Source organism: Acidobacteriota bacterium, assembly GCA_009691245.1.
In the GTDB taxonomy this organism is placed as follows: Bacteria; Acidobacteriota; Terriglobia; order 2-12-FULL-54-10; family 2-12-FULL-54-10; genus SHUM01.
This window is the reverse complement of sequence record SHUM01000007.1, coordinates 40,737-66,141: the sequence shown is the minus strand read 5'-3', so window position 1 is coordinate 66,141 and position 25,405 is coordinate 40,737. Positions and strand designations below refer to the sequence as shown.

Genomic DNA, 25,405 nt, shown 5'->3' with positions numbered 1-25,405 from the left:
GGTCTTAGTCGATGGACGTCAGAGGCGCAGCCGCGGTGGTGCTGCTGGCGGCGCCGACGGTGATGACCACGGGAAGATCGTCGCCTCGTGCGCGGTCGCCCGGTACGCGGATGTTGATCTGATAGAGGCCCACGAAATCCGGTGCCAGTCCCGCAAAGAAGACAATCTGCTCACGACCACCAATGGTAACGCGGACCGGCTGCGTAACCAGGGAGAGCGGCGAGGAGCGTGCCGCTTGTCCTCCGACGACGCTCGGCGTGGTGGCTCCCAACCCCGTGGCGTACAGGACCAAGTCCTCATCGCGGGTTGCCGGATCGGCACGCGACACCAGGCGGAACGAGTCGGCGTGGAACAGCGCGGCGGTGCGACGGCCCTCCTGGTCAATGGTAAATATGCCGGGCGCGGCGGCATTCACGGTAATCTGCGCGCCCGTACTCATGACGCCCCGGCTGGGTGAGCGGACGGCGAGCGTGATCCGGCCGGTGGCCAGCTCGGGCGGAAGCTGGGCATTGATCTGCGTAGGCGAAGTCGCCAGCAGCGGCAGCGCGATTTCATTGGCGGTAACGCAGACCTCGCCCAGGTTGGTGGGCAGCGGAAGGCTGCTGGCTTGTCCCGGTAAGGCCAGGTCCGTGCCGAAGATGCTGATCAGCGAGCCCGGTGCCGTGGGTCCGGCGAAGCTGGCCGCGTTGACCACGGCATTGGCGGTGAAGTTGGGCGCGCGACCGAGACTCTCGTTGAGTGCGATGACGCTCAGGCCGGATAAGGTAAGCAAGTATCCAGTGTTGCTGGAATCAAATGCCAGCCCACGCGGAATCAAATGGGTTTGGCCGCGCACGCCGATCTCCAATGACGTGGGCAGAGGAGGCCAGAGGCGTGTGGCGGCCGCCGCGCCCGCAACCGCCGGGCTGATGTCGGAGACCGACTCCGGCAGGCGCAACTGCTGATCGGCTTGCACGGTAGTCAGATTGAAGCGCTGGAGCGTCTGCACCGGAACGGTCGCGTTGGCTGCCGTGACGCGAATCGCATTGTTGCCGACGGCGGCGGCCCCAAAGGTAACTAACTGAGCAGCCTGTTGGCCGCCACCACCCGGCAAGCCGATGGGGGCCGCGGGCGCGAGCGATCCACGGAAGGCCAGTACGGAGTTCAGCACGGTGTCGTCCATGATGTAGAAGTTGCCATCGGCGGTGGCTGAGACCGATCCACGGAATGCGGTGAAGGCCGCGGTGCGAGTGATGGCGAAGGTGTCCGACACCGGATCAAACAAGCGCACGGTGCCGTTGCCCTCGGCCAGCACGATGGCGTTGCCGTTGGTGGGTGCGACCAGGACGTTGCGGCCATTGATGGTATTCACCGTGGTCCCGCCGAGATTCAGCCGGGGATAGCTGGTGCCAGTGGCCAGACTCAACTGCCACACCGATCCCGCGGCGGGTGCGGTTCCAGGCGTGGCAGGCAGGGGAATCACAGTGAATAAGACCACGTTGCTGGAGGCGGCAATCGAGCGCGGGAAAATCGGGTTGGCGTTCAGAGGCACGGGGGCCATCTGAATTTGCCGCCGCTCTTGCAGCGTCTCCAGATCGATCACTGAGATGGCCTCCGAGCCAGCGTTGGCCACCACCAGCGTGAAGGGATTCACCATGGCCATGGAGATGGGCCGGTTGCCGACGCGCACCGGCGGCAGGAAGCGGCGCTCGCGCAGTGAGTAGACCTCGACCTGATCCTGCATGTAATTGGCAATGTAAATGCGCTGTCGCAGCTCGTCCACGAGCAGGTCCACGCCGAATCCGGCCAGCGGAATGATCGAGCCGCGCTGGTCCACGTCGCGGAAATTCAGGTTGATCAAAATGGCGGGCTCGATATTCACTGCCTCGGGAGAAACCAGCACCAGCGAATATTGCTGCGTCCCGCGCGTGAGCACGGCGCGTGGATTGTATGAAATCTGGAGCGTCGAAGGCGCCACGCCGGAGCGCAGATTCAGAATCACCGGGGCGTTCGCGTTGTTGAGCACGGCGGAGAAGGTCATCCGTCCGGCGCCCGCGTTGCTGATGCGAATGTCGGCAATGGCCACGCCGCGGTTGCAGATGTCCACCGAGAGCACCACATTGGGGGTGTCCACCTGAAGGACCGGCAGGAGGGGCAACTGGCCCACGGGGATGACGGTCATACCCGAGGTGGAGACGGCGAACAGAAAGCGCCCGTCGGGTGAGGCGACAATTTTGGGATTAATGGCCTCGGTCAGCCGCAGCCCCATGATGGGCGTCAGGCTGGAGGCGCGCATCACCTGCAGCACCCCGAGCGTGGTGATGGTCGGACGGCCTCCGCCGGGAATGGTGGCTCCGCCGGCGTTCTGGGGATTGTTGGTATTCAGCGCGTTGATGGCCGGCTGTGTGGAGAACGTGCCGTACACCGAGTTGCCATCGGCGGAGAAGGCGCTGCCGCCTGTCAGTGCGGCGGCCGGCGTTCCGGCGCGGCCTAGGATGGCCAGCGTTTCGGTGTCGAATAGAAAGGGCCCGGCCATGAAGCGCGTGCCATCCGGCGAGATGGAGAGGATATTGCGCAGGCCGGTGACATTGCGGCTGCGCAACACGGCGCCGGAGGCCACTTCATATACGAATATCCGGTTGGTGGACAGGCCGATCATCAAGTTGCCGGACGGCGTGGCGATGAGTCCCGCGAAGAAATTGGCCAGCGCCGGCGCGGGGTTGATGATGGGGAGTCCCGCCGGCTGCGTGGGTGGCGGGGAGATGGGCAGCCGCAATATCTGGCCACTGGCTGGCTCATAGCGCATCAAGCCGGCGGTGCCCAGTATGACGACTTTTCCGTCGTAACCGGTGGCGATGGCGTCGGGACGCGCGCCCACGGCGATCTCGCGCTCGGCCTGCCGCGAGGTCAGGTTGATCACCGTCAGCGACTGCGATCCCGCATTGCCAACATAGAGGACGGAGCCATTGGGCGCCAGCGCCAGGCTGGTCGGTTGAGTTCCCGTGGGGACGCTTGCGATGATGGCATTCAGATCGACAGAATATATCTCCACCTGATTATTGGTGGAGTTGGCCAGATACACCTGCCGTCGCGCTTCATCGTACACGATATCCTGCACTTGGCCGACAACGGGGACGACCGTGCCAATATTAGCCGCGCGGGCGAACGGGGAAGTGGTGGTGGCCAGAAGCAACGTGAGCATCATCACGTTGGCCAATCTACAACCCACCATTGATTTCATTGCCCGCAGCACGCGAGCTCCGCCCGGAGCTTTTCGTGCCCGAGATTTTGCTGATGGATTCCTTGATATATCGAGAATACGCACCACCCAACTATCCGAATGACCTGAATTAAAGCGGATTCGCTCCGGTTCCAATGCCACTTATTGTCTGAACGCCAGCAGCAGTCGAGCTAATAGACTAGCGGAAGCGCCTCCGCTTTTTCAACTATGACTTTAAACCCGGTTGCCGGGCAATAGTTTCGCGCAGACGAAAGTATTGTGTTCAGCTCCGCAACATTTGTCCTTGTCGGCGGGTTCTTACTTAATTCTCCGTTTTAGCTATTTACATAACTTGTTTGGATTGGTTACAATCCGCCGTCAACTTCGCAGTGCGCGGCATCAGGCAGGACAGTGTCCGAAAAGCCATTTTTGGCGGTGTGGAACCGTACACAATCTACGCTCTTGGCCGAACGAGTCAGTTTGGCTGACATGCCCGGGCCACGTCGCAAGGGGTTGCTGGGCAGAGACCATCTGGAAGCAGGGGAGGGCCTGTGGATTGTACCGACGCAGGCCATCCACACTTTCGGGATGAGGTTCCCCATAGACGCCGCGTTCCTGGACCGCCAGCGCCGGGTGAAGCGCGTCTATCATCGCCTACAGCCGAACCGGATCACGCGATTCGTTTGGGGCGCGTATAGCGTACTGGAACTGGAATCGGGGGCGTTGCTGAAAGCTGGTACGCGAGTAGGTGATGAGTTGGAGATGAGAGAGTTTGTTAAACTTTAACATTAGATGTTTGTTGGGTTTGTCCGGCAGTGTTGAGTGGTGTGGAGAGGGTGATAGATTGCATATCCTTAGATGCGCAGGCGCACCAATTAGTAGATGCGGGGGCGCACCGATCAGTGGCATCATTCCCAGTCAGCCTCAACACGTGGGGCCAGTGCCCTTGCCAAAACACTTGGTTCTTCTTTCCTTCATGCTCATTCTTTTGACAACTACTGGATGCAGCTCCAGGCTAGCGCCTTCCCGTTTGCTGGGTGTCTTTCGGTCATCGCGCAATTCTCCTCAAGCGGCAGGAAAATCCCCATCGGCCTCTCCGCCAAACTCAGCAGTCTTATCTGCTCATTTGCCACAACCGGTGCCCCGTCCGGGGCCTAAGAAGAACGCCGTCCGTGAGGCCCTGCGCATCCAGGCGACCGGCGCGTTCGATCCGCTGCGCGATGATCAGCGTATCCAGACTTTGCAGGCCAGGCTGAAAACTGATCCGAGCAATCTGCCCGGAAACCTAAATGCAGGTCTGGAATTGTCGCGACTATATGAGGGCTATGGATTGCACAGCGAAGCCTTCGAGCAATATCAGACCACCTTACTTGTGGGGCGCGAGTTAGAAGGTAAGCCACTCGGCGAACCGGCGCTGCGCAGCATCGCGTTGGGTATCGCAAGAACAGCGCGGCAAGCGCGCCGGTCCGGGGAAGCGCTCGCCACGGTGGGAAAGCTGGCCGCAGATTTTCCATCGCCAAGCCTCGAACTTCAACTGGGATTGCTGTACGATGATACGGACGATCGGAAGTCCGCTGAGAACGCCTATCGTGCCGCAATTCGCATGGCCAGCGGCAAGGTCGGCGGCAGCGAAATTGTGTTGGCGGCGGCGCATAATAATCTTGGCCATAACCTTTTGCTGCAAGGGCAGCTCGATCAGGCCGAGACCCAGTTCCGCGAAGCGTTGATCGAGAACCCCGGTTCGCTCACCGCCCGCAACAACCTCGGCGTGCTGCTGACCAGGCGCGGCGCCCTGGATGAAGCTTGGGAGCAGTTCCGCGTCGCGAGCGCGGACTTGGCGGTGGCGCACAACAATTTTGCGGCGGCGCTGCTGCGGGCGGGTCATCTGGAATCCAGCCGCGAGCATCTGGTGCAGTCGCTGTTGCATCGCCGCGGATTCGCCCCCGCGCTCGAAAATTTTCGCCTGGTGCAAAGTTTAATGCAGGACCGCTGGAAGACCTCTGGAAACGCCAGTAAGGCGGGGCAGGCGGAGTTGAGTAATAGGAGTATGGAAGAGATGATGCGGAGCGCAGATCGTTCCACCCCCAGCGCTTCCATCACCCCGCCGATCGAGAATAGTGGAGCAGGACTGGCGGCGGAAATACCTCGGTAGGTTGGGCGGGCTGCTGTATTAATAATTAAGGAGAGCGAATCATGAAAATGTTCCTGAAGCGTTTTTGGAAAGATACCGAAGGACAGGACCTGGTGGAGTACGCGCTCATCGTTGCTGCGGTGGCGCTGGCGCTGATCGCCACGCTGCGCGGCATCGCCACAGCCATCAACACTGTCTACGAAAGCATCACCGTCGCGCTCGGTGCAATCTAACGCTGGATCAAGCGATCGAGCGAGCGCAGGCGAGTCATCAGCTCTCCCCTTGCGGGAACGTGGATTGAAACATGAGCGGGTATACACAAGCAGTAACCACCACCGTCGCCATTCCTAGCCGCGCGCGCGCGACTGCAACCGCCGTTCCCTGGCTGTTGAGCATCGTGCTGCCGAGCCTCGGGTCAGTGATCTTCGCGGTAACCCTGTTCAACGTGCTGTTCCTCTCCGCCGGGACGCGCACCCTGTTCCGCGATAGCGACACTGGCTGGCACGTCCGCAATGGTGAAGCCATCATTCGTAATAGTGCTGTGCCCACCACCGATGCCTTCTCTTACACTCATGCCGGGCGTGAATGGTTTGCCTGGGAGTGGCTGGCCGACATCATCCTGGGCGGCGCGCATCTGGCCGCCGGCCCGGCGGGCGTGGCCCTGTTGAGCGCGCTGATCATCGCACTAATCGGCTGGGGCGCGTGGCGGCTGGCGCTTTCGCTGGGGGGCAATTTGTTTCTTGCCACCGCGGCGCTACTCCCACTGCTGGGCACCACGACGATTCACTGGCTGGCGCGACCGCATCTTTTCTCCTGGATGATCGGGCTCTCCTTCATCGCCATCGCCGAGCGGCATCGCCGGGGGCTTGCTCCCGCGCGATCGTTGTATCTGCTTCCACTGCTGTCCTGCCTGTGGGCCAATCTGCACGGCAGCTTTCTGCTGGGCACAGCCCTCTTGCTGATCTATGCCGTCGGCGAGTGGCTGCGTGGTGAAGTTGGCCGTGTGGCCGGTCGGCGGTTTGCGCTGGCATCCCTGGCCTCGCTGCTCGCTTCGTTCATCAATCCATACGGCTGGCGCGTGCATGAGCACATCTTCGCTTATCTCCAGAACACCTATCTGATGGACCGCATCTCGGAGTTCCGCAGCTTCAGCTTTCACTCACCCGGCGCCATCTACGTCGAACTCTTCCTGCTGCTGGCCGCCGTCGGAACCGTGGTGTTGTTCCGCGAAGGGGCCTATGGGCCGGGTTTGCTCTCGCTGGCTCTGCTGCACATGTCGCTTTATTCGGCGCGGCATCTGCCCACCTACGCGATCCTGATGGCCCCCATTTTTGTCGCGGCCATCAGCCGACATCTGGAAACGCTGCCGCGGCTGGAGCGGGCGTTGAGCTATTCGCGGCGCGTGTGGGCGCTCGATCAGCAGGTCTCCGGCGCGGTTGCATCTGGCCTCGCTGTCCTGGTGATGGTCCTCTTGCTACAGGCGCCGGCGCGCGCGGGACTGGTGGGTTTTGATCCTCAGAAGTTTCCCGTGCGTGCCGCTGAATTCCTCGCCCGGCAAGGAACCAATAACCGGGTGTTTGCACGGGACTCCTGGGGTGGATATCTCATCTATCGCTTCGACGGCCAGATGAAAGTCTTCATTGATGGCCGCAGCGATTTCTATGGCGAGGATTGGCTCGAGACCTGCGCGCAGGTGATTGAAGTCCAGCCTGGCTGGGATCGTTTGCTGGACGCGTTCGCAGTGGATACAGTGCTGCTTCCACCGGGACACGCGCTGGCCAGCGCACTGCGCCTGCATCCGGATTGGCGTCCCGTTTACGCCGATTCCGTCGCTGCCGTGTTTGAAAGGAAGGGATGAGCATGCCAGCCGTCATGCCGTCTATCCTGCAACTTTTTCTCGCCGTGCTGGTGGTGTCCGCCGCCTTCACGGATCTAAAGTCGCGCCGCATCCCGAACTGGATTCCAGCCTCGGGATTTGCCGCGGGCGTAATACTGAATACTTACTTTCATGGCTGGGCGGGTCTCACGTCTTCGCTGGCGGGCGCTCTGCTCGGCGCGGGAATTCTGATGGCCATCTACTTAACCGGCGGCATGGGCGGCGGCGATGTGAAGCTGCTCGCCGCGGTGGGCGCGATCTCCGGGCCGCAGGCGTTGTTGGTGATCTTCGTGCTGACTGGCCTGTTCGGCGGAATTGCCGCGCTGGCAATGGCCGCCGCGCGTGGACGTATCGGACAGACTTTGGCGCGCACCACGGGCCTGCTCGCCGAACTGCCAGGAAGTTTCGCGCGACTCAACTGGAGCGGCATTCAGCAACGCAGCAATCGCCAGGCACCGGGCGCGCTGCGTTTGCCGTATGGCGCGGTGATCGCCACCGGCACGCTGGTGTTTCTATTCGCCAGCCGCACGCCGATTGGATGATGTTGCTTCGGAATCTGGAATTCGGAATCTGGAATTGGCGGTAAGGGGAACTATGCAGCGGCATCAGGTATTGCTGGCATTCGCGGTGGCTTGGGTCTCCGCCCTGGGATTGAGTTGGTGGGTCTACCGCCGCTCCGCCGTGCCGGAGCAGCGCGCCGTTACGCGCGTGGTCGCCGCCGCGCGGCAGCTTCCCTTGGGACAGAAACTTGCAGTGGCCGATCTGAAGATGATCGCGCTCGAACAAGGCGACGTCCCCGAAGGTGCGTTCCTGAAAGTGGAAGATGTCGCGGATCGTGCGCTCATCGCCGGAGTGTCGGCGGGAGAGCTGATCCTGGACGCACGGCTCACGCCCAAAGGCGGTGGCGAGGGGCTGACGGCGATGATCGAGCCGGGCCTGCGTGCCGTGGCCGTTCAAGTGAACGAGATTTCTTCCGTCGGCGGCTTCATTCAGCCGGGGACTCATGTTGATGTGCTCTACACACGAGCTTTCAGCAACGGCGATTCGGCCACCAAGACGCTTCTCCAAAACATCAAGGTCATTGCTTTCGGCAAACAAATTAGTCCTACTCCCGCCACGACTGAAACCGCTGCCGCGCGCGACCCTCGCCCCGCCACCGTGGCCACCTTGCTGGTCTCGCAGGAGCAGGCCGAGAGGATCACTCTGGCCATGCAGCGCGGCAAGATTCAGCTGGCGCTGCGCAACCCTCTGGACTCGGAGGTTCTGGAAGACTCCGAGCCGACCATTGCTGAAGATCTGGGGATACACGAACCGGTGCGTCCGGTAGCGCGTCCCGTGCCGGCGACCCCGCCGGCGCAGGCGAACAATCGTTCCGGTGCCCGGCGGCCCGGTCCCGGTGAAGTGGTGGTCAAAGTATTTCGTGGATCAAAATTAACGGAAGAGACATTTATCACGGGGCCCAGCCAGCCGCCCGGCAACGTCGCTAAATAATATGATGACTCGCAACAGCTTGCTCATGCTCGTGGCACTTGCCGCCGTGGCTTGGTTTGCAAACGCCAGGCTCACCAGCGCCCAGCAGCCCGCACCGGCGGAGTCCGTCACTACAGAACCCGCAACTCCGCCCGAGCCAACTCCCTCGATGTCGAAGCCGGCCACTCAATTGGCGCAACTGGAAATTCAATTGAAGGTCGGGCGCGGTGATCTTCAGCAGTTCACCGATGCGGTCTCCCGCGTCTCCGTCTCCGATCCGGAGATTGCCGACGCCGTAGTCGTCTCGCCCCATGACGTGGTCATCAACGCCCGCACTCCCGGCGTTACCACGGCGATGGTGTGGCACGGCGAAAACGTCTCACGGTTTGAAGTCACCGTGCAGCCCGACCTGGAAGAGATTACCCGTCAGATGAAAGCGAATCTGCCCAGCGAACCGGTGCAGATTTCCCTCAGCAAGGACGCCGTGCTGCTCACCGGCGTGGTCTCCGACCAGGAGGCCTCGCGCCAGGCCGCGGCCATCGCCGCCATCTACGCCAAGAGCGTGGTGAATCTGCTGCAATCGCCCCCGCCGGTGAATCGCCAGGTGATGTTGCAGGTGAAGTTCGCCACCATCGACCGCGCTGGCTTGAGCGAATTGGGCGTGAATCTGTTCAGCACCAACAGCAAGCTACTCGGCACGGCCACTACGCAGCAATTCCAGTTCCCGAGGCTGGGGCAGTTGCAATTGCAGCCCGGTCCCGACGGGCAGCCCGATCTGGGCAGCCAGACAGTCAGCGTCAGCGATCTGCTCAACATCTTCGCCTTCCGCCCCGACCTGAACTTCGGCGCGACGCTGCGCCTGCTGCAAAACAGGAACCTGCTCGAAATTCTCGCCGAACCAAACCTGGTTACCATCAGCGGGAAGGAGGCCAGCTTTCTGGCCGGCGGCGAGTTTCCGTTTCCGGTGATCACCAGCACGGGCTCGGGCGGGGCCTCGGCGCCGGTCGTAACCATTCAGTTTCGTGAGTTCGGCGTGCGCCTGAACTTCACGCCCACGGTGGATGCCGCCGGGATGATTCACCTGAAGGTGCGCCCGGAAGTCAGCGCGCTGGATTTTGCCAACGCCCTGACCATTCAGGGATTCCTGATTCCGGCCATCAGCACGCGCCGCGCCGAGACTGAGGTGGACCTGCGCGAGGGCGAGAGTTTCGCCATCGCGGGATTGATCGACAATCGCGTTACCGAGGTCATGAGCAAAGTTCCCGGCTTCGGTGACGTGCCCATTCTCGGTCGCCTGTTCCGATCGCGCTCGCAGAACAAGACCAACACCGAGCTGCTGGTGGTGGTAACGCCGACCTTTGTGAAGCCCTATCCGGCGGGCCAGCAGCCCGCACTGCCGGATTTCCCCAGACCGTTCCTGGACACCTCTCCGGAGGCGGACCCAGGCAATACTTCGGCGCCTACTCCGACGTTCAGCGGCCCGCTGGGGTTGGAGAATCCTGAAGGAGAGCAGCGTTGAAGGAACGCCCTGGCCATCACCATCGCCAGCTGAGGCTTAGGCCGAGGCGGAACTCTAATGGCTCGGCGGCCATTTTCCTGCTGCTGATGATCCTGGCGACGTTTGCCTTTATGACTCTGGCCATTGACGTGGGGCGTCTCTACCTGATCCAGGCCGAGTTGCAGACCGCCGCCGATGCCGGCGCGCTGGCCGCCGCGACGCGGTTGATCGGCACGGCCAATTCGCAGGCTCATGCCGCCGACCAATTCACTGTGACGTTTGACTCGACCAGCCTCAACGACAACCGCTTCAATCTGGGTCTCAGTCAAATCGGCATTGCGGGCACTACGCTGGCGACGGAGCTGAGCACGGATTACTTCGCGACGCTGGCCGATGCGCGCATTAACTCGAACGGCGGGCAGACCGGCGATCAGGCCAAGTACGTCCGCACCGAGGTGCGCGCCGAGGCTCCCGTGTGGTTCGCGCGATTGTTGAGCCCCGAGCGTGAAACGGAGTCCGTGGTCACCGCCGCGGTGGCTGGCATCGGCGGGCCTCTGTGTTCCGCTTGCGGCATTGACGCGCTAGCCGTGGTGGCGGTTGATGCGACCGACACGGAGGAGTTTGGTTTCACGCTGGCTGAGAACTACACGCTGTACATGAATCCCGCGCAGCAATTTGTGGGACTCGGCGGATGTCAAGCGGGCGTTCAGGCTCCTCTGCCTGAGACCATCGCTTCGGTCCAGTATGTTTTGCTGAATCATCTCTCCGGCGCCGCGAGTCTCGATGCCGAGGAAGAGTTGTTCCGCCTGGGCGCGGGCGGCAGCTCCAGCCGGAGCGATCTGGACCCGCCGGGCTGTGTGCTCATCGCGGCGCAGGAAGCTCTGCTCGTCGACACGCTGCCGCCGGTCTGCAACAACGGTGGGCGCGATCTGCTGTGTGGATTGAACACGCGCTTCGGCGTGGATTTTTCCACCAATGTCTGTGCGAATATTCCCGGCGTCGATGTGCTGAGTCCGCTGTTCGTCGCCGATAACGACACGGGTGAATCCGCCGTGTTGCAGGAGTATGCGCAGGACTATGACGGCAACACGCGCCGCGTGCTGACCGTCGCCGTGGTGGATGCCGCTGACACCTTGAACGTGCTCGGCTTCCGCCAATTCTTTATGCAAAACGCAGCGGCCATCGCGGGTCTTGGTCCCATCGCTGGAGCGGTGGCGTCGCGCGCGGCTTTTCGTGCGCAGTACATCGGCGCGCCGGTCCCGGTGCGCGCGGGCACGGCGGCGGGGACGTGCAACGTGACGCGTGGCGTGGGCAGGACCGTTCTTCATTAGGCCGTTTTGCGGGCACGTGTAACAGAGCCGCGACCGGAAGGGAGCGGTGGTTGGATTGCATATCGTACTTCATGGGACCGCTTCCTTCCGGTCGCGGCTTTGTTCGCGCGGCGGCAAGCGGATACGATGTGATGATGAACGCTAAGAATCGCAGGGGCGGGGAACACGGGCAGTCGGCGGTGGAGTTTGCGCTGATGCTGCCGGTGATGATGCTTCTGCTGTTCGGCATCGTGCAGATCGCCCGCGTGTTTTACGTCTACCATACTTTGCAGAAAGCCCTGCGCGGTGGCGCCGGATTTATCGCGCGGACGAACCAAGTGAACTATTGCGACGATCAGAATGAGTCATTCCTGAACGCCCGCAATTATATTGTCTTCGGTAATCTGGAAGGCAGCGGAACGGCTGTGGTGAACGGACTGACGCCGGAGATGATCCAGATTCTTCCGGAGCGCGTGGTCTCGGATCCTCCGGTGGTCGAGCAATGTCTTTGCTCCGAGGACGCCGCCAGTTGCGACATCACCAGCAGCGGGCGCGCACCGGATTATGTGGTGGTGAATCTTGGCGCGGCGGGGTTTCCCGTGGATGTGCGGTTTCCATTCGTTACCATTGGATCGATTCCCTTGCGCGTTTCGGTGCGCATGGCGGTGACGGGTGAGTAGGCGGCGAAAGATGTTAGGGCACATGTCAGGACAGCGCGGGCAGGCCAACGTGGAATTCGCGCTGGTGCTGATTGCCGGATTGATCCCGCTCTCGCTGGGGTTGATCGCCTTCGCCGAGCTGGCCTGGACATATCATTCGCTGGCGACGCTCACGCGGCAGGGCGCGCGTTACGCGGCGACGCATTGCTGGGTGGACGATGCCGGATCGAACGTGATCACATGGATGCAGAACAACTCGCCACCGTTCCTCGATCGCCCGCGGCTCTCCGACGGCGGGGCGCAGATTCAAGTCGCCTACTGGACGCAGGATTTCGCGACGCAGGAGAGCACTCAGTTTTCCGGCTCGGAATCCTGCTCTCCTGGCGCCGCGCCCGACTCGGTTACGGTGAGCATCAGCGGCTATCAGTTCGGGCACATTCTGCCGACGCTGGGCTTTTCTCCGTTGAGCGTGCCGTCGTTTGCAACCACGGTGGAGATGGAGAGCGTGGGAGCCAATCAGGACGGCGGAACGCCCGAGCCGTAAGCAAGCTCGGAATTTTTGAAGTGTGCCTAGTGTGCCTAGTGTGCCTAGTGTGACTGACGAGGTGTTATGGCGGTACATTTAATTGTGGCCAGCGCGGAGCCTCGCTTCCGTGATTTCGTTCGGGAGCAGGCCTCGCACTTTCCCGGCGCGTCGGTCATCTCCGAGCATGAGGAGATGGGACCGAATCTGCACGTGCGCATTTTGCAGGACCTGGCGTCGGAGCCGCAAGCCGCCGTGCTGCTGGATATCTCATCCCTTGCTCCCGGCGATGCCGAGCATGGACTGCGCGCGCTCGAGCACATCACGCAATCTTCGCCCGGAACTTACGTCATTCTCTCCGACGCGCAGTACTCCGCGGAGTCGCTGCTCCATTGGATGCGCCTCGGCAGCGCTGACTTTTTGTCGCAACCGTTGAAGCGTGTGGATTTCAATGAGGCTCTGGCCCGGCTCGATCAGCATCGCGCGCGTGCCAGCCTGGTGGGTCGCCAGATGGGCCGCATGTACACCTTTGTGGGAGTGAAGGGCGGTGTGGGAACCACCACTGGCGCGGTAAACTTCGCGGCCATTTGCGCCAAGCAGGGGCTGACCACCGTGCTGCTCGATCTCGATTTTGATTCCGGCGATGCCGCCGCATTTCTTGGACTACGCCATCAATACTCCATCGCGGATGTGGCCGAGAATCTCGCGCAACTGGATCGCGCCATGCTGGAAGGCATCATGGTCCGCGACGCGCTGGGGTTCTTCGTGCTCTGCGCGCCGGATGAACAGGAGAAGTCGCGCTTCATCACCGAGGACCACATTCGCGAGATCGGGTCGTTCCTGATCGAGCGTTACGACGTGGTCATTGTGGACGGCTCACGTGATATGGACGCCCTGCTGCAAAGCTGCCTGGAGCTCTCCGAGACCATCTTCCTGGTGCTCACGCAGGAATTTGCCGCCGTGCGCAACACGCAGCACTTCATGAACGCGCTGGTGCGCATGGGCTTCGGCACCGAAGCCGTCAAGATGCTGCTGAACCGCCATGAAAAGCGGCGCGGCGTGAACGCCTCCACCGAGCAGGTGCAGCAGACGCTGGGTGCCGCGCCCTTCTGGGGATTCCCCAATCAGTATGATGAGGCGGTCACTGCGCTGCACGAAGCGCGGCCCGTGGTGTTGAAAGGCAACACGGAGCTGGGCAAGTCGTATCGAGCCTTCGCCAAAAAATTGGGCATCGTCGCGCCCGAGGAAGCCGCCGCGAAACGCAAGTAATTGCATTTGGTTTGCATAAAAATCATGTCCACACAGCCTCCCAATTCGCCCACCATCCCGCCACTCAGCCCGAGGGCCCGTGTCGCTCGCCCGGCGCGCGGGTTTGCCGCAACTGCCGATCGTTATGTCGAACTAAAGACGAAGGTGCATCGCAAGCTCCTGAGCTCGCTCAACACCGATACCTTTCGGCTGATCGGCAAGGACCGTCTGCGCGTGGAGATTGGCAGCGCGGTGGAGCAGTTGCTGATGCAGGAAAACATTCCGATGACGCTGCCGGAGCGCGACCGCGTCATTGAGGAGATTCTTGATGAGGTGTTCGGCCTTGGCCCGCTGGAGCCGCTGCTGAAAGATCCCACCATCACCGACATACTGGTGAACAACAGTGGTCAGGTTTACATTGAGCGCCACGGCGTGATGCAGCGCAGCGCGGTACAGTTCAAGGACAACCGACACCTGCTGCATATCATCGAAAAGATGGTCGCCGCCGCCGGTCGTCGCGTGGACGAGGCTAATCCCATTGTGGATGCGCGCCTGGCGGACGGCTCGCGCATTACCGCGGCGATTCCGCCGGTGGCGTTGAAAGGCCCGTCGCTGGCCATCCGCCGCTTCGGTGGTCGCGTGCTGGAGAATGAGGAGTTGGTAAAAAATGGCACGCTCAGTCCGGCGATGCTGGAAGTACTCGGGGCCTGCGTGAAGGCGCGGCTGAACATTGTCATCTGCGGCGGCAGCGGTAGCGGGAAGACCACGTTGCTCAATGCGCTGTCGCGTTTCATTCCGCACGATGAGCGTATTGTTACGATCGAGGACACCGCCGAGTTGATGATGCAGCAGCGGCATGTGGTGCGCCTGGAGACACGCGCGTCGAACATTGAAGGCCAGGGAGCCATCACCCAGCGCGACCTGGTGATCAACGCGCTGCGTATGCGGCCCGACCGCATCATCGTGGGCGAGGCGCGCGGCGCCGAGGCGCTCGACATGTTGCAGGCCATGAACACAGGCCACGACGGGTCAATGACTACCATCCACGCCAACTCCACGCGCGACTGTTTCCATCGCATCGAGACCATGGTGCTGATGGCCAACGTGGGTCTCACCGAACCCATCATCCGCCAGCAGACGGCTTCCGCCATTCAGGTGGTGGTGCATACCGCGCGGCAGATTGATGGCACGCGAAAAATTTCAGCCATCGCGGAAGGCTCGGGGCAGGACGCTGAAGGCGTGCATGTCGAGGATATCTTCAAGTTTGAAAAATTGGGCATGGATGAAGACCGCCGAACGATTGGGAGATTTGTGGCCACAGGGTATCGCCCGGCATTTCTGGAACGGCTGGCCGGTGCGGGAGTGCATCTCTCCGAGGAGTTGTTCCGGGCCGGCGAATAAATTTTGATGGAAATATTTGATTGGAACCGATGACGACGATCCTCACATTGTTGATCTTCTCGACGGCCTTCCTGGCCGCGGCGGAGATCGCTGTCTGGGGACCGCGGCGGCGCATGGTGCGGCTGATGGAGTCGCGGCTGCGCGGGTTGCGCTCGCCGACAGGGCGGCGTCCCAGATCGTTGCTGCGGCAGCAGGGGCTCGGCGGCGCGACTGGCCTGCATGAGTTGTACGGGCGCATCGAGATCATGAACCGCCTGCAGGCGATCATCGATCAGGCCAAACTCCACTATCGCGCGGGTAACGTGGTTACCTTCAGCGTGGTTCTGCTCGGCGGAGTTTTTCTGCTGGCTGAGGCCGCGCAGTTTCTCCCCTTCGCCATTTTCCGCGTGCTGCTGGCGATCGCGGCGGCCTCGGTCCCATTTGCCTATATCTGGATTCGGCGGCAGCGCCGCATGAGGCAGCTCGAAGAGATGCTGCCAGAAGCCATCGACCTGTTCACGCGGGCGATGCGCGCCGGGCACAACATACACAGTGGCATGCAGGTGCTGGCCGACGAAACGCACGAGCCGCTGGCGAGCGAATTCAAGAAGCTGGTGGAGGAACTCGCGCTGGGCTCGACGGTGGAAGAGGCCATTCACAATTTCGGTGATCGCGTGCCGTTGCTCGACGTGCGCTTCTTCTCGATCGGCGTGATCCTGCAGCGCGAGACCGGCGCGAACATCGTGATGGTGATGGAAAACCTTTCGATGGTGATCCGCGAAAGGCTGCAACTGCGCGGGCGTCTGCGCGCGCATACGGCGCAGCAGCGATTCTCGGCCGGCATGTTGTGCGGCCTGCCGGTGTTCACGGCGGTGGTATCGTATTTTATTCGATATGAATATATTTCCATCTTGTGGCTCACGCCGCTGGGATCGAAGTTTCTGATCTACGGCGTGATCTCGGAGTTGATCGGTATTTTAGTGGTGCGCAAGATTTCCACGGTGAAGCTGTAGTGAACTCTTTTCGTTGTCATTCCGAGCGCAGTGAGGAACCTGCTTTTCGGGCGTGCTCCAAGCAAAAGCAGATTCCTCACTGCGCTCGGAATGACAACGGGTGTTTTGAGACTGAAGTGAGGTTGTTTTGATGGCCGGTTGGGGATTGCTATTCCTGCTGAGTACTCTGGCGGCGGCCACGCTGACGGTGGTGGCGGTGCATTACTATCTCAGCACGAAGAATGATGCGCTGGAGCGGCGGCTGGAGGAGTTGCAGGAATCTTCCATCTCCGGTGGCGGCGGAGCCGCGCACGGCGGCGATTTCTGGGACACGCTGCTGCAAGCCACCTACGGGACCGTGTTCGGGCGCGGCTGGTTCCGCGACACGGAACTGGCGCTGCTGCGCGCGGGCATTCGGGGACGTGAGGCGCTGAAGGCCTACGGCGTGGGATCCCTTGCGCTGACTCTGACGCTGGTGCTTTCGGCGTGGGCGCTGCTGCGCTCGAGCGATGCTACGATGCTGCTGCTCGGATTGGCGGGCGCGCTGGTGCTGGGCTACTTTATTCCCGATCAGATTTTGCAGATGCTCCGCAACCGCCATCGTCTGAGTTTGCTCAGCGCGCTGCCGGACACCACGGACATGCTCAGCATCGTGCTGGGTGCGGGACTCTCGCTCGATCAGGCCATTGCGCGCGTCAGCGATGAGATACGTTTTGCTTATCCCGAACTGGCCGATGAGTTCCATTGGATGACCTTGGAAGTGCAGGCCGGGCAGCAGCGCGCCGTGGCCTTTCAGCACATGGCCCAGCGCACCGGGCTGGCCGACATCCGCTCACTTTCCAGCATGATCGCGCAGGCTGAGCGATTCGGCACCGGGCTGTCGCAGGCGTTGCGCATCTACGCCGATTCGTTGCGCTCCAAGCGCCGCCTGGAAATTGAGACTAAGATTAATAAAGTGGCCGTCAAGATGATCATCCCCATCGTGCTGTTCATCATGCCGGCGCTGTTTGTTGTCGTACTAGTCCCCGGAGTGCTGTCCTTCCTCCGGGATATTCAGCTCCTGTAGCAGGAGCGTTTGAGGAGGCAAGACATGAATCCGATACTTTTACTGGCGCAGGCGACTCCCGAGGCGGGCGGTGGCTCCACCAGCACCATCCAGATCGTGGCGGGAGTGCTGGCTTTGGTTATGGTGGTGATCATAATTATGCGGCGCAAGAAAAAGCAGTCGAAGGATGACTGGTCGTAGTTCGGCGGATGTGATTGGTCGGAAAATTCTGATTGAAGAAGGGTGTTCGGATGCGAATGTTGAAGGCCCGCGGGCTGATGCCGGTGGTAGTCATAATCATGATTCTCTGCGCGGCGGCGCGCGGCAATGCGGAAGACTTTGCGATCGGCGCGATTGGCGGCTACGGATTCACCCGCGGACTGCCAGGGGAAACAACCGCGGGCGCCACCGCTCGGGCTGGCGTGCGCAACTCGACCGCCGCCGGATTCTTTCTGCGCGATGAAATGTACTCCAACATCAGCGGGGAATTTCGTTACCTCTACCGTTGGGGCGCGCACCAGGTCAGCAACGATACGGCGACGGCGAGCCTAGCAGCGCATTCGCACATCTTCCATTACGATTTGCTGTTTCACACCAAGCCGGTGGAGACGAAGTACCGCCCGTTTTTCGCCATCGGCGCCGGCGGCCGGGTCTATCAGGGCACGGGCGCGCCGCCCCGGACGCAGCCGCTCGGCAACATTGTGCTGCTGCGCAAAGCCAATGAAACCAAGCCGCTCATCTCTCTGGGCGGCGGGGTGCGCTGGACTCTGCGCGGCAATACCGTATTGCAATTGGACGTCCGCGACTATTTCACGCAGCCCCCGCGCAAGTTGTTCGCTCCGTCCGCCACATCCACGGTGAGCGGATGGCTGCACGACTTCGTCCCGCAGATCAGCGTTGCCGTGAAGTTTTAAGGCTGCCGAAAATGAGCCGCGACGGAACGGGAGCGGTTCCGTTCAGCGGTCTATGATATTCGATAAACGTGACGGCTTCCTTCCAGTCGCGGCTCGGATACACTATCCTGCAAACAGGCCGGTGCTTTTCCTCAGGTAACTTTCTGCAGCAACAGGAGCCTACCCTTTATTCTCAACTGCTGGGCCATTCAAAGTGATATATTTGAAATTGTGAGAGTTTTTCACCACAGCCTAGCGATGCTCCGTTCCCTCTTTACTGGACTGGTTTATCTGATCCAATTCAGCTGCCAGATTACCCCGCAGGTTTTCTGATAGAAGAGCTGCGGTAAGATTATTCTTAACAGCCAGACGATCCAATGCAAATTTGGCGGGGCGGCACAGAAGATTCATAAGGAGTTCATGGCCGACAGGAACCAACATGGCGCTGGGACGTGTGACGCAATCGCTCCGCCGAAGATTTTCATAGGGATGCTTTTGCTCACCTTGGTTCTGACGGCACCCCGCGCATCGGCGCAAAGCGGTATTGCAGTTCCACCCACGGAAACTATCGTGGCTCGTATGGCGCAGGCCCGGGCGGATAATCGGGCAGGTTTTCGTCCCTATGTGGTCACGCGCAACTACAAAATGTTTGGCAAGGATGAAGTAAAGCTTAAGTCCGAAGTCAGCGTGGAAGTCACTTTCGTTCCACCCAATTTCAAGAAGTTCTCGATTGGCCAGAGTAGCGGTGGGATCGGAGAGCGGATTGTTCGCCGCATCCTGCAAAGCGAGGTGGAGTCTGCCAAGGATTACACGCAGACCGACTACTCGACGACGAATTACGATTTCAGATTTCTGAGCAGTGAGCTGACCACCGATGGTTCTCCCAGTTTTATTCTGGAGATGTTGTCAAAGCGCAATGAGAAGAATCTGCTGCGCGGGAAAATCTGGGTGGATGCCAACACATACAGAATTCATCGCTTTGAAGGAGTGCCGGCAAAAGCGGCCTCCTGGTGGGTAAAAGAGGCGGGCCTCGTGCTGCTCTACAGCGAGGTGGCGGGAATGTGGCTGCAGACAGGCACGGAAGGTACGGCGAAAGTCCGCATCCTGGGGCCGCATCGCCTGATCTCGAAAAATTTGGAGTACGATTTCAACTCTCTCGACGCGGCAGCAACCTCAACTGAGACGCGGCATTTGCAGATTGTCGGCGAACAAAAATAACCGGATTCGTTTCTGCCCGTGGGTAAAGATCCGCCCGTGGGTAAAGTTCCGGAAGAAACATCCTGCATTCAACCGAATTGTCAGATAACTGAAAGTGAGGGAAAAATCATGTCAGCACTTAACGGCAATAGGCCCCGGTACCACCGCAGCCGGCAGCGCAAGCTTTTCCGGCGCAAGGCAGTCCAGGAACTACGAAAATCACTGGCGCCAGCGGTCGCGGCAAAGTCAGTTCGAAAGAGCAAAGCAGCAGCCGTCTAGGCTGGCCGACCCACCACTGTTGTTGAGTGGGCCGTAGTTCGGGTCCATGGGAAATTGTACGAGGAGCGGAGAAGTGAAATTGTTCGATCAATCTGAAACTGTGAGAGGGGATCAGTCGCGGTCCCAGCAGAGCGCGCCCTGGGAGATGCCGGTTTGGAAGGCCGCCAGGGGTAAGGAGGCCGTACTCCTCTACATAGTGTTGATACACGTCTTGGCTGTCATTGGACTCGTGTTCTACCCGGCTCCCAGCCTTACGATCATCTTGATTTGCGTTGGTTTGATTTCGCTCGGTGGCCTGGGCACGACGGTTGGCTACCACCGATCTCTGGCCCATCGCGCGGTGAAGGTGCACCCGGTGATCGAGCACCTGCTCATTTTCTGGGCCATGTTTAACGGTTCAGGGCATCCGGCCAGTTGGGTTGCCTATCATCGTCATCATCACTCCTTTACCGATATGCCCGAAGATATATCCAGCCCCAAGCACGGTGGATTCTGGTGGGCACACTTGCGCTGGTTGTATCAAACCACCCCGGCTGATAGCCAGAAGTGGTGTCCGGAACTGAGTCGTGGCACACACCGCATGTGGACGTATGCGCAAACCCCATTGCTTTTGGTCTCCATCGTCTGCGGTTTGGCGCTGGGCTGGCAGGCTTTCTTCTGGATTGGTGGCGTTCGCCTGGTCTACTCGCTGCACATGCAGTGTTTCGTGAACAGCCTTACTCACCTGAATTATTCCGGAGAAAAGGACTCCAGCAAGAACGTCTGGTGGCTGGGGCCGTTGCAGATGGCTGGCTGGGGCGAGAACTGGCATAGGAATCACCACTCCTCCATCGTATCGGCGAAGTTCGGGCGCCACTGGTGGCAGGTAGACATCGGGTGGTACTTCATTCGCCTGCTTGAGGTGCTCAAGCTTGCGAGCCATGTCAGAGTCGCGAACAGCCCCGGCAGCGATCCCGCGTAATCTTCGCCTGGGGACTTCGCATCTGCTCATACGAATCAGTCAATCAGACCGCGATGATTGAAGAAGGACCGGGCGCGCCTGACATATCGCTCTCCGCCAAAGCCACTTCCCCAGAGGGGCCGCCCGACCCGTAGCAGCGCAGCTTGCCACTACTCTTCCTCACGCGCTGCCCCTCGCCATTGTAAGTTTAGGTAACGCCCGCCGTCGCCGAGCTGGTTGCCCGTCGCGTCATCGCTGTAGGGGGAAACACCAGGCAAACCTTTTTAGCGATTTACGCGAACAGAGCGGACAGTGAAAATGATTACGGTATTGAACCAAGCGGAATCGTTCTGAGTTCGTCCACTAATGCTCATCCCAAAATTCAATCTTTATTGGGTAGTGTTCCTGGGTTGCTCTGAAGTGTTTTCGAAATTGCCGCTGACGACGGGCATGGGCAATTGACGGTAGCCGTACACCTTGCGCTTCCAAAATTGGGATAGCTGGGAAATATTTGTTCCCTTGCTGGACTGTGCGTGGAAGAACTTCTGCGAATCGATGACGATGCCCACGTGCTTCAGGTCATCGAAAAATATCAGCGTCCCATAGGAAGGCGTCTCGCCCGGCGGGAGTTTTTTCAAAGACAAAAATAGTTTTCGAGCGGTGGTTCGCTTCAGGTATACACCGTTGTCGCTCAACATGCGCCAGACCAGGCCGGAGCAATCGTAGCTCTTGTACCCTGCTGCGCCCCAAACGTAAGGCCGGCCCATATTCTTATCCACCCAGGCGCCGAGTTGCTCAACCTGCTGCGTCGGCAGCAACAGCATCAGAAAGATGAGGAGTGACGACGTCATTTGATTACTCCACCCAGATCATTTTATGGCGCTGCCTAACAGCAGTCCCAGGCCGATGAACAGGCCTGCCAGGAATATTCCTACCGCCAGATTGCCCTTTGCTAGCTCCTGCGGAAAATCAAGTCCCGGAGTCAACCAATCGAAAATTTTGTACGCGGCCAGAAGCCCTACCAGTCCGATAGCCAGCGACATGATGATACTCAACGCGTAATTCGCAAGGTCCATTATTCCCTCGACTCATCCTTCGGCATTCCGTGCAACGTGCGGTGTAGGGACTAACTTTTTGATTCTTGATTAGTTTAGGTTGCGTGTCAAGTGCGCGCCGCGTCGCTGACCACATTCGCTGGTGACGCCGAGGCAAAGAACTCGCCGTCAGCGGGCTCGATTCCGTTGCTGGGACCGCTCGACAAACCTGCGGACTGGTTGGCGGTGACCAAAGTATCCACTTTCACAGTTGTCGCGGCAGCGGAGGCGTTTGCAGTCGCCTGCGATCCGATTCTCGACTGTCCAGTCCGGAGTGATCCAGGGCTGCCCGCGCCAGCCACAACATGCGGACTGGGTGGAATCAGCAATTTCATCGGAAGCGCCGGCGCTTGCGAATTTCGCAGCACCATCCCCACCCTCAAAATCAACATCGTTTCCGTTGGTTGAGACCTACGGCTATTCACCATCATGCCCGGAGGGCATGATGGCGGGATGACGCGGCTGGCAAAGCGCGGCTGAACCGGGATGGAGCATTGCGGGAGCTTCGGAGCGGTTGTGGATCGCATGGGTCCTGTGAGTACTAGGGCTATGGTCCTAGTTACGTTTTGAGACCCCATGATCGTTGAATGGCAAGAACCAGTGCCGTATGCTACCTGAGTGGAAGTACCGCCTGATCATCGATTCATGCATGTAGGGAAACCTTGCTCAAGGGTTGCTCTCCTTGCTGAAACACACCGGCGCATCGTGCTTACCGGCACGGCCAACCGGCAGGGCCAACCAGCACGAATGATCGCCACATTTCAAATCCTGGCCAAAGCATTGTCCATAAGCGTTCAGAGAGGAAAACCATGCAAAACAAAGTAAGTCGAATGCTGTTGTTAGCCGGATTATTAGTGGCGAACTCCGCCACGCGCAGCTTCGCGCAGGCCGGCAGCCCTTCCAACCCGGAACAGGTGCGTCTGGACCTGCTCAATTTTGTGCAAGTGAACGGCGAGCTGGCCGCTTCAGCGGGCATGACCAAGCAAGTTGAAGACTTCAGTAAGCTAGAGGACCAGGTTCGTCTGCTTTCGACGGCGGATCTGGACGTGCTGCGCAATGCCATGCCCGATACAGGCGCCTTGAATGCCGCCGCCCGAACCATGCGTAGAGAATTAAATGCGCAGGATGACGTTCTCTCCTCGACGATGTCCGGAGATTTGAATATCTCGTCCTTGGCGGGGTTTCCCAACGCGGAGTATCCCTCCTGCGGCAGCACGCGGACGTCGGAAACGGCCATTGATGCGGCTGACATTGTCTTATTTGCAGCGGAAACGGTTCGTGATGTAGCCAGCCGTGGCTGCGGACAGGTGGCAGTGGTCGCGGGCTTTGGCGCCAATACCAGCACTTTATGTATTATCACGGACCAGTCTATCTGACGGCGAAGATCGTGAACTACGCGCTGCATTTCTGCACGGACAAGATTGATGCGGCGGAGATGTCGGCCACCTACGGACGGCTGGGCCATCTGCACACGGACCTGGAATCGAGCGTAGCCAACGACAACACCAACAAGACCTCCATCATCAATAACGATAACTCCAACAAGACGGCCATCATCGCCAATGATGATGCCAACCGGACCACGATTGTGAACAACGATAATGCCAATCGCACGACCATCGTCAACAACGACAACGCCAATCGAACATTAATCATTAACAATGACGACGCCAATACCGCCAACATCTTGGCCAACGCCAATAAGAATGAGGTCAGAGACCTGGTGCTGCGCACGCAGATCGAGGCCGACCTGGCGCAACCCGACAACGCCGTATACGTCGCGCTATTCGTTACGCCCACGGCCAACGGCGGCTATTTGAACCTCGTGCGGACCATTGTGGCGCAGACCATCGCCAATATCGAGGCGGCGGGTGGAAACGCCGGCCAGGCTCAGTCATTCCTCCTGCAAGGAGACGCTGCCAAGGCTGCTGGTGACTTCAAGGGGGCATACGCCAACTATCGCAAAGCCTACAAAATGGCCGTGAAGTAATTCGAGCGGCTGTTGGCAACACAATCCGCCGGCGGCAACGCCGCCACTGGTAGCTGGGCGATGAAGAGGTCTTCATCGCCCAACTTTTTTCCACCCCCCCCCAAAAAATACTCCGTCGCCAAGTCCCAAGAAACCCGCCTCGCTCATTGGGAGCATGTTGGTCCCAGTTCTTAGGTAGTGGCAGGAATTCCTGCCTGCCGCATCTGACTTAAGCGCTCGACTGGCGCAGAAGGCTGGACAAGCAGGAATGCCTGTCGCTACTTATAAACCGAGGCAGGCAGGAAATGCCTGCCGCTACTTGACGCTGCATCACGACAGCGGTAGCATCGGGGGCGATTGCCGAGTTAGCTGAGGGGGAGGGAAGTGTGATGTTTCCATCAAATAAGGTTCGGGGATTGGCTGTGGGGTTGGCGCTGGTAATTGCTGCGGCGCTGGTGATGGGTGTTAGCGGAATAGCGGTGGCGCAGAACGCGGGGGGCCCAGCATCCAACGCCGTGGCCAAGCCGACCAAGCAGCTTTACAATCCGCCTTATCCGAATAATCCGGTGAAGCCGTTTAAGATTATCGGCAATGTGTATTACGTCGGCCTGACCAACTACACTTCCTTTCTGATCTCGACTCCGGCAGGGTTGATCCTTCTGGACACCGAGGACGAGCAGTTCGTTCAGAACATCAAGGACAACATTGCCGCGCTGGGCTTCAAGTGGAGCGACATCAAAATACTGTTGCAGGCGCACGCGCATCTGGATCACGTGGGCGGGCTGGCCACGCTCAAGAAGGATACCGGCGCGACGGTTTACGTGATGGCCGAGGATGCGGCGGTGCTGGCCGACGGCGGCGTGAGCGACTTCCGCAACTTCGACGGCAAGCCGCTCTGGAAGCCGGTGAAGGCCGACAAGCTATTGAAGGATGGCGACAAGGTAACGCTGGGCGGCGTTACCATGACCGCGCTGCTGACGCCGGGGCACACCAAGGGCTGCACCACATGGACGATGACCACGGAAGAGGCGGGCAAGAAATATGAAGTGGCGTTCGCCTGCTCGCAGCGCCTGAACGACGGCGTGCCGCTGGTGAACTATCCCAAGTACCCCAACGCCATCGCCGATTACGCCAAGGGCTTTGCCCGGCTGAAGACGCTGCATCCGGATATTTTCCTGGCCTCGCACGCCTTCATGTTCAACCTGAACGAGAAGATTGCGAAGATGAAGCCCGGCGCGGCAAACCCGTTTGTGGACCGCGAAGGCTTCCAAGCCTATATCAAGGACTTCGAACTTGAGTACCGCTACAACCTGCAAGAGGAGCGCGCCGGGCGGAAGTCGGTTACCACCACACGGCGGTAGCTGCACATTAATCCTCATCGTCGTCAATCCGAGCGCAGCGAGGAACCTGCTGTTGATTTCCTTCGCGGGGAAAGCAGGTTCCTCGCTGCGCTCGGATTGACGGCTATGGAGGATTTGTCCCTACGGCCCAACCCGCCTTTGGCCCCAGTTTCCAGTTGACAACACTGCTGCCGTGACGAAAAATGGAGCTAGGCCGAAATGTCAGCTGTGGCTGTGTGTTCATCATTAAGTTAGTGCAATTTAATAAGAGAACAGCCAGTGTCGCGCTGGCAGTGTGGTCTAGCACGCTTGCGCGCAAACAGCAAAGGTTCTGCGCTGCCTGCGCGGCAATGCCTGCGCGG

The 25,405-nt window shown here is 60.0% G+C and carries 24 protein-coding genes; 21 read left to right on the top strand and 3 right to left on the bottom strand.

Annotation, left to right across the window (positions count from 1 at the left end; all coding sequences use genetic code 11):
• Window positions 1–4: 4 nt before the first annotated feature.
• Window positions 5–3,220: a hypothetical protein gene (locus EXQ56_03250; protein MSO19467.1), complete on the bottom strand. Its 3,216-nt coding sequence runs from the start codon at window positions 3,218–3,220 to the stop codon at window positions 5–7.
• A gap of 468 nt (window positions 3,221–3,688) precedes the next feature.
• Between EXQ56_03250 and EXQ56_03245 the strand changes: the two genes are divergently transcribed.
• The 18 genes from EXQ56_03245 (at window position 3,689) to EXQ56_03160 (ending at window position 20,661) form a co-directional block, all read left to right on the top strand.
• Complete coding sequence (locus EXQ56_03245; protein MSO19466.1) at window positions 3,689–3,985, top strand: DUF192 domain-containing protein; 297 nt, start codon at window positions 3,689–3,691, stop codon at window positions 3,983–3,985.
• The gene (locus tag EXQ56_03240) at window positions 3,972–5,351 is read left to right on the top strand and encodes a tetratricopeptide repeat protein (protein ID MSO19465.1); all 1,380 of its coding nucleotides are present in this window, start codon (window positions 3,972–3,974) and stop codon (window positions 5,349–5,351) included. Before EXQ56_03245 ends, EXQ56_03240 begins: the two co-directional genes overlap by 14 nt.
• 41 nt (window positions 5,352–5,392) lie before the next feature.
• Entirely contained in the window at window positions 5,393–5,563 is a 171-nt protein-coding gene (locus EXQ56_03235; GenBank protein ID MSO19464.1) for a Flp family type IVb pilin, read from the top strand.
• Between the two features lie 71 nt (window positions 5,564–5,634).
• Complete coding sequence (locus tag EXQ56_03230) at window positions 5,635–7,188, top strand: hypothetical protein (GenBank protein ID MSO19463.1); 1,554 nt, start codon at window positions 5,635–5,637, stop codon at window positions 7,186–7,188.
• Window positions 7,185–7,748, top strand: a complete 564-nt coding sequence (locus EXQ56_03225; protein MSO19462.1) for a prepilin peptidase — start codon at window positions 7,185–7,187, stop codon at window positions 7,746–7,748. The genes EXQ56_03230 and EXQ56_03225 overlap by 4 nt, the downstream gene beginning before the upstream one ends.
• A 52-nt stretch (window positions 7,749–7,800) precedes the next feature.
• Window positions 7,801–8,697: a Flp pilus assembly protein CpaB gene (gene cpaB, locus EXQ56_03220; GenBank protein MSO19461.1), complete on the top strand. Its 897-nt coding sequence runs from the start codon at window positions 7,801–7,803 to the stop codon at window positions 8,695–8,697.
• A gap of 1 nt (window position 8,698) precedes the next feature.
• Window positions 8,699–10,195, top strand: a complete 1,497-nt coding sequence (locus EXQ56_03215) for a type II and III secretion system protein (GenBank protein MSO19460.1) — start codon at window positions 8,699–8,701, stop codon at window positions 10,193–10,195.
• Window positions 10,192–11,505 carry a hypothetical protein gene (locus EXQ56_03210; protein MSO19459.1) on the top strand — a complete coding sequence of 438 codons (1,314 nt, stop codon included), beginning with the start codon at window positions 10,192–10,194 and terminating at the stop codon, window positions 11,503–11,505. The genes EXQ56_03215 and EXQ56_03210 overlap by 4 nt, the downstream gene beginning before the upstream one ends.
• A gap of 50 nt (window positions 11,506–11,555) precedes the next feature.
• Window positions 11,556–12,164, top strand: a complete 609-nt coding sequence (locus tag EXQ56_03205; protein MSO19458.1) for a pilus assembly protein — start codon at window positions 11,556–11,558, stop codon at window positions 12,162–12,164.
• Between the two features lie 10 nt (window positions 12,165–12,174).
• Complete coding sequence (locus EXQ56_03200; protein ID MSO19457.1) at window positions 12,175–12,687, top strand: pilus assembly protein; 513 nt, start codon at window positions 12,175–12,177, stop codon at window positions 12,685–12,687.
• Window positions 12,688–12,753: 66 nt separating this feature from the next.
• Entirely contained in the window at window positions 12,754–13,935 is a 1,182-nt protein-coding gene (locus tag EXQ56_03195; GenBank protein ID MSO19456.1) for a hypothetical protein, read from the top strand.
• 24 nt (window positions 13,936–13,959) lie between these two features.
• Entirely contained in the window at window positions 13,960–15,315 is a 1,356-nt protein-coding gene (locus EXQ56_03190; GenBank protein ID MSO19455.1) for a CpaF family protein, read from the top strand.
• Window positions 15,316–15,335: 20 nt separating this feature from the next.
• Entirely contained in the window at window positions 15,336–16,307 is a 972-nt protein-coding gene (locus EXQ56_03185) for a hypothetical protein (GenBank protein ID MSO19454.1), read from the top strand.
• 130 nt (window positions 16,308–16,437) lie between these two features.
• Window positions 16,438–17,352 (top strand): type II secretion system F family protein, encoded by a 915-nt coding sequence (locus EXQ56_03180; GenBank protein ID MSO19453.1) that lies wholly within the window; start codon window positions 16,438–16,440, stop codon window positions 17,350–17,352.
• A gap of 24 nt (window positions 17,353–17,376) precedes the next feature.
• Window positions 17,377–17,532 carry an LPXTG cell wall anchor domain-containing protein gene (locus EXQ56_03175; protein ID MSO19452.1) on the top strand — a complete coding sequence of 52 codons (156 nt, stop codon included), beginning with the start codon at window positions 17,377–17,379 and terminating at the stop codon, window positions 17,530–17,532.
• Window positions 17,533–17,582: 50 nt separating this feature from the next.
• Window positions 17,583–18,245 carry a hypothetical protein gene (locus EXQ56_03170; protein ID MSO19451.1) on the top strand — a complete coding sequence of 221 codons (663 nt, stop codon included), beginning with the start codon at window positions 17,583–17,585 and terminating at the stop codon, window positions 18,243–18,245.
• 549 nt (window positions 18,246–18,794) lie between these two features.
• Complete coding sequence (locus tag EXQ56_03165; protein ID MSO19450.1) at window positions 18,795–19,442, top strand: hypothetical protein; 648 nt, start codon at window positions 18,795–18,797, stop codon at window positions 19,440–19,442.
• 469 nt (window positions 19,443–19,911) lie between these two features.
• A complete protein-coding gene (locus tag EXQ56_03160; GenBank protein ID MSO19449.1) occupies window positions 19,912–20,661 on the top strand; it encodes a hypothetical protein in 750 nt (249 codons plus the stop codon).
• Window positions 20,662–21,029: 368 nt separating this feature from the next.
• On the opposite strand, the gene EXQ56_03155 is transcribed toward EXQ56_03160, so the two are convergent.
• Entirely contained in the window at window positions 21,030–21,491 is a 462-nt protein-coding gene (locus EXQ56_03155) for a hypothetical protein (GenBank protein ID MSO19448.1), read from the bottom strand.
• An 18-nt stretch (window positions 21,492–21,509) separates the two neighbouring features.
• Window positions 21,510–21,716: a DUF350 domain-containing protein gene (locus EXQ56_03150; GenBank protein ID MSO19447.1), complete on the bottom strand. Its 207-nt coding sequence runs from the start codon at window positions 21,714–21,716 to the stop codon at window positions 21,510–21,512.
• A gap of 827 nt (window positions 21,717–22,543) precedes the next feature.
• Here EXQ56_03150 and EXQ56_03145 point away from each other — a divergent pair.
• From EXQ56_03145 to bla, 3 genes are all read left to right on the top strand, one after another.
• Complete coding sequence (locus EXQ56_03145; protein MSO19446.1) at window positions 22,544–23,110, top strand: hypothetical protein; 567 nt, start codon at window positions 22,544–22,546, stop codon at window positions 23,108–23,110.
• A complete protein-coding gene (locus EXQ56_03140) occupies window positions 23,083–23,724 on the top strand; it encodes a hypothetical protein (GenBank protein MSO19445.1) in 642 nt (213 codons plus the stop codon). Before EXQ56_03145 ends, EXQ56_03140 begins: the two co-directional genes overlap by 28 nt.
• Window positions 23,725–24,092: 368 nt before the next feature.
• Entirely contained in the window at window positions 24,093–25,064 is a 972-nt protein-coding gene (bla, locus tag EXQ56_03135) for a subclass B3 metallo-beta-lactamase (GenBank protein MSO19444.1), read from the top strand.
• The last annotated feature ends 341 nt before the right edge of the window (window positions 25,065–25,405 follow it).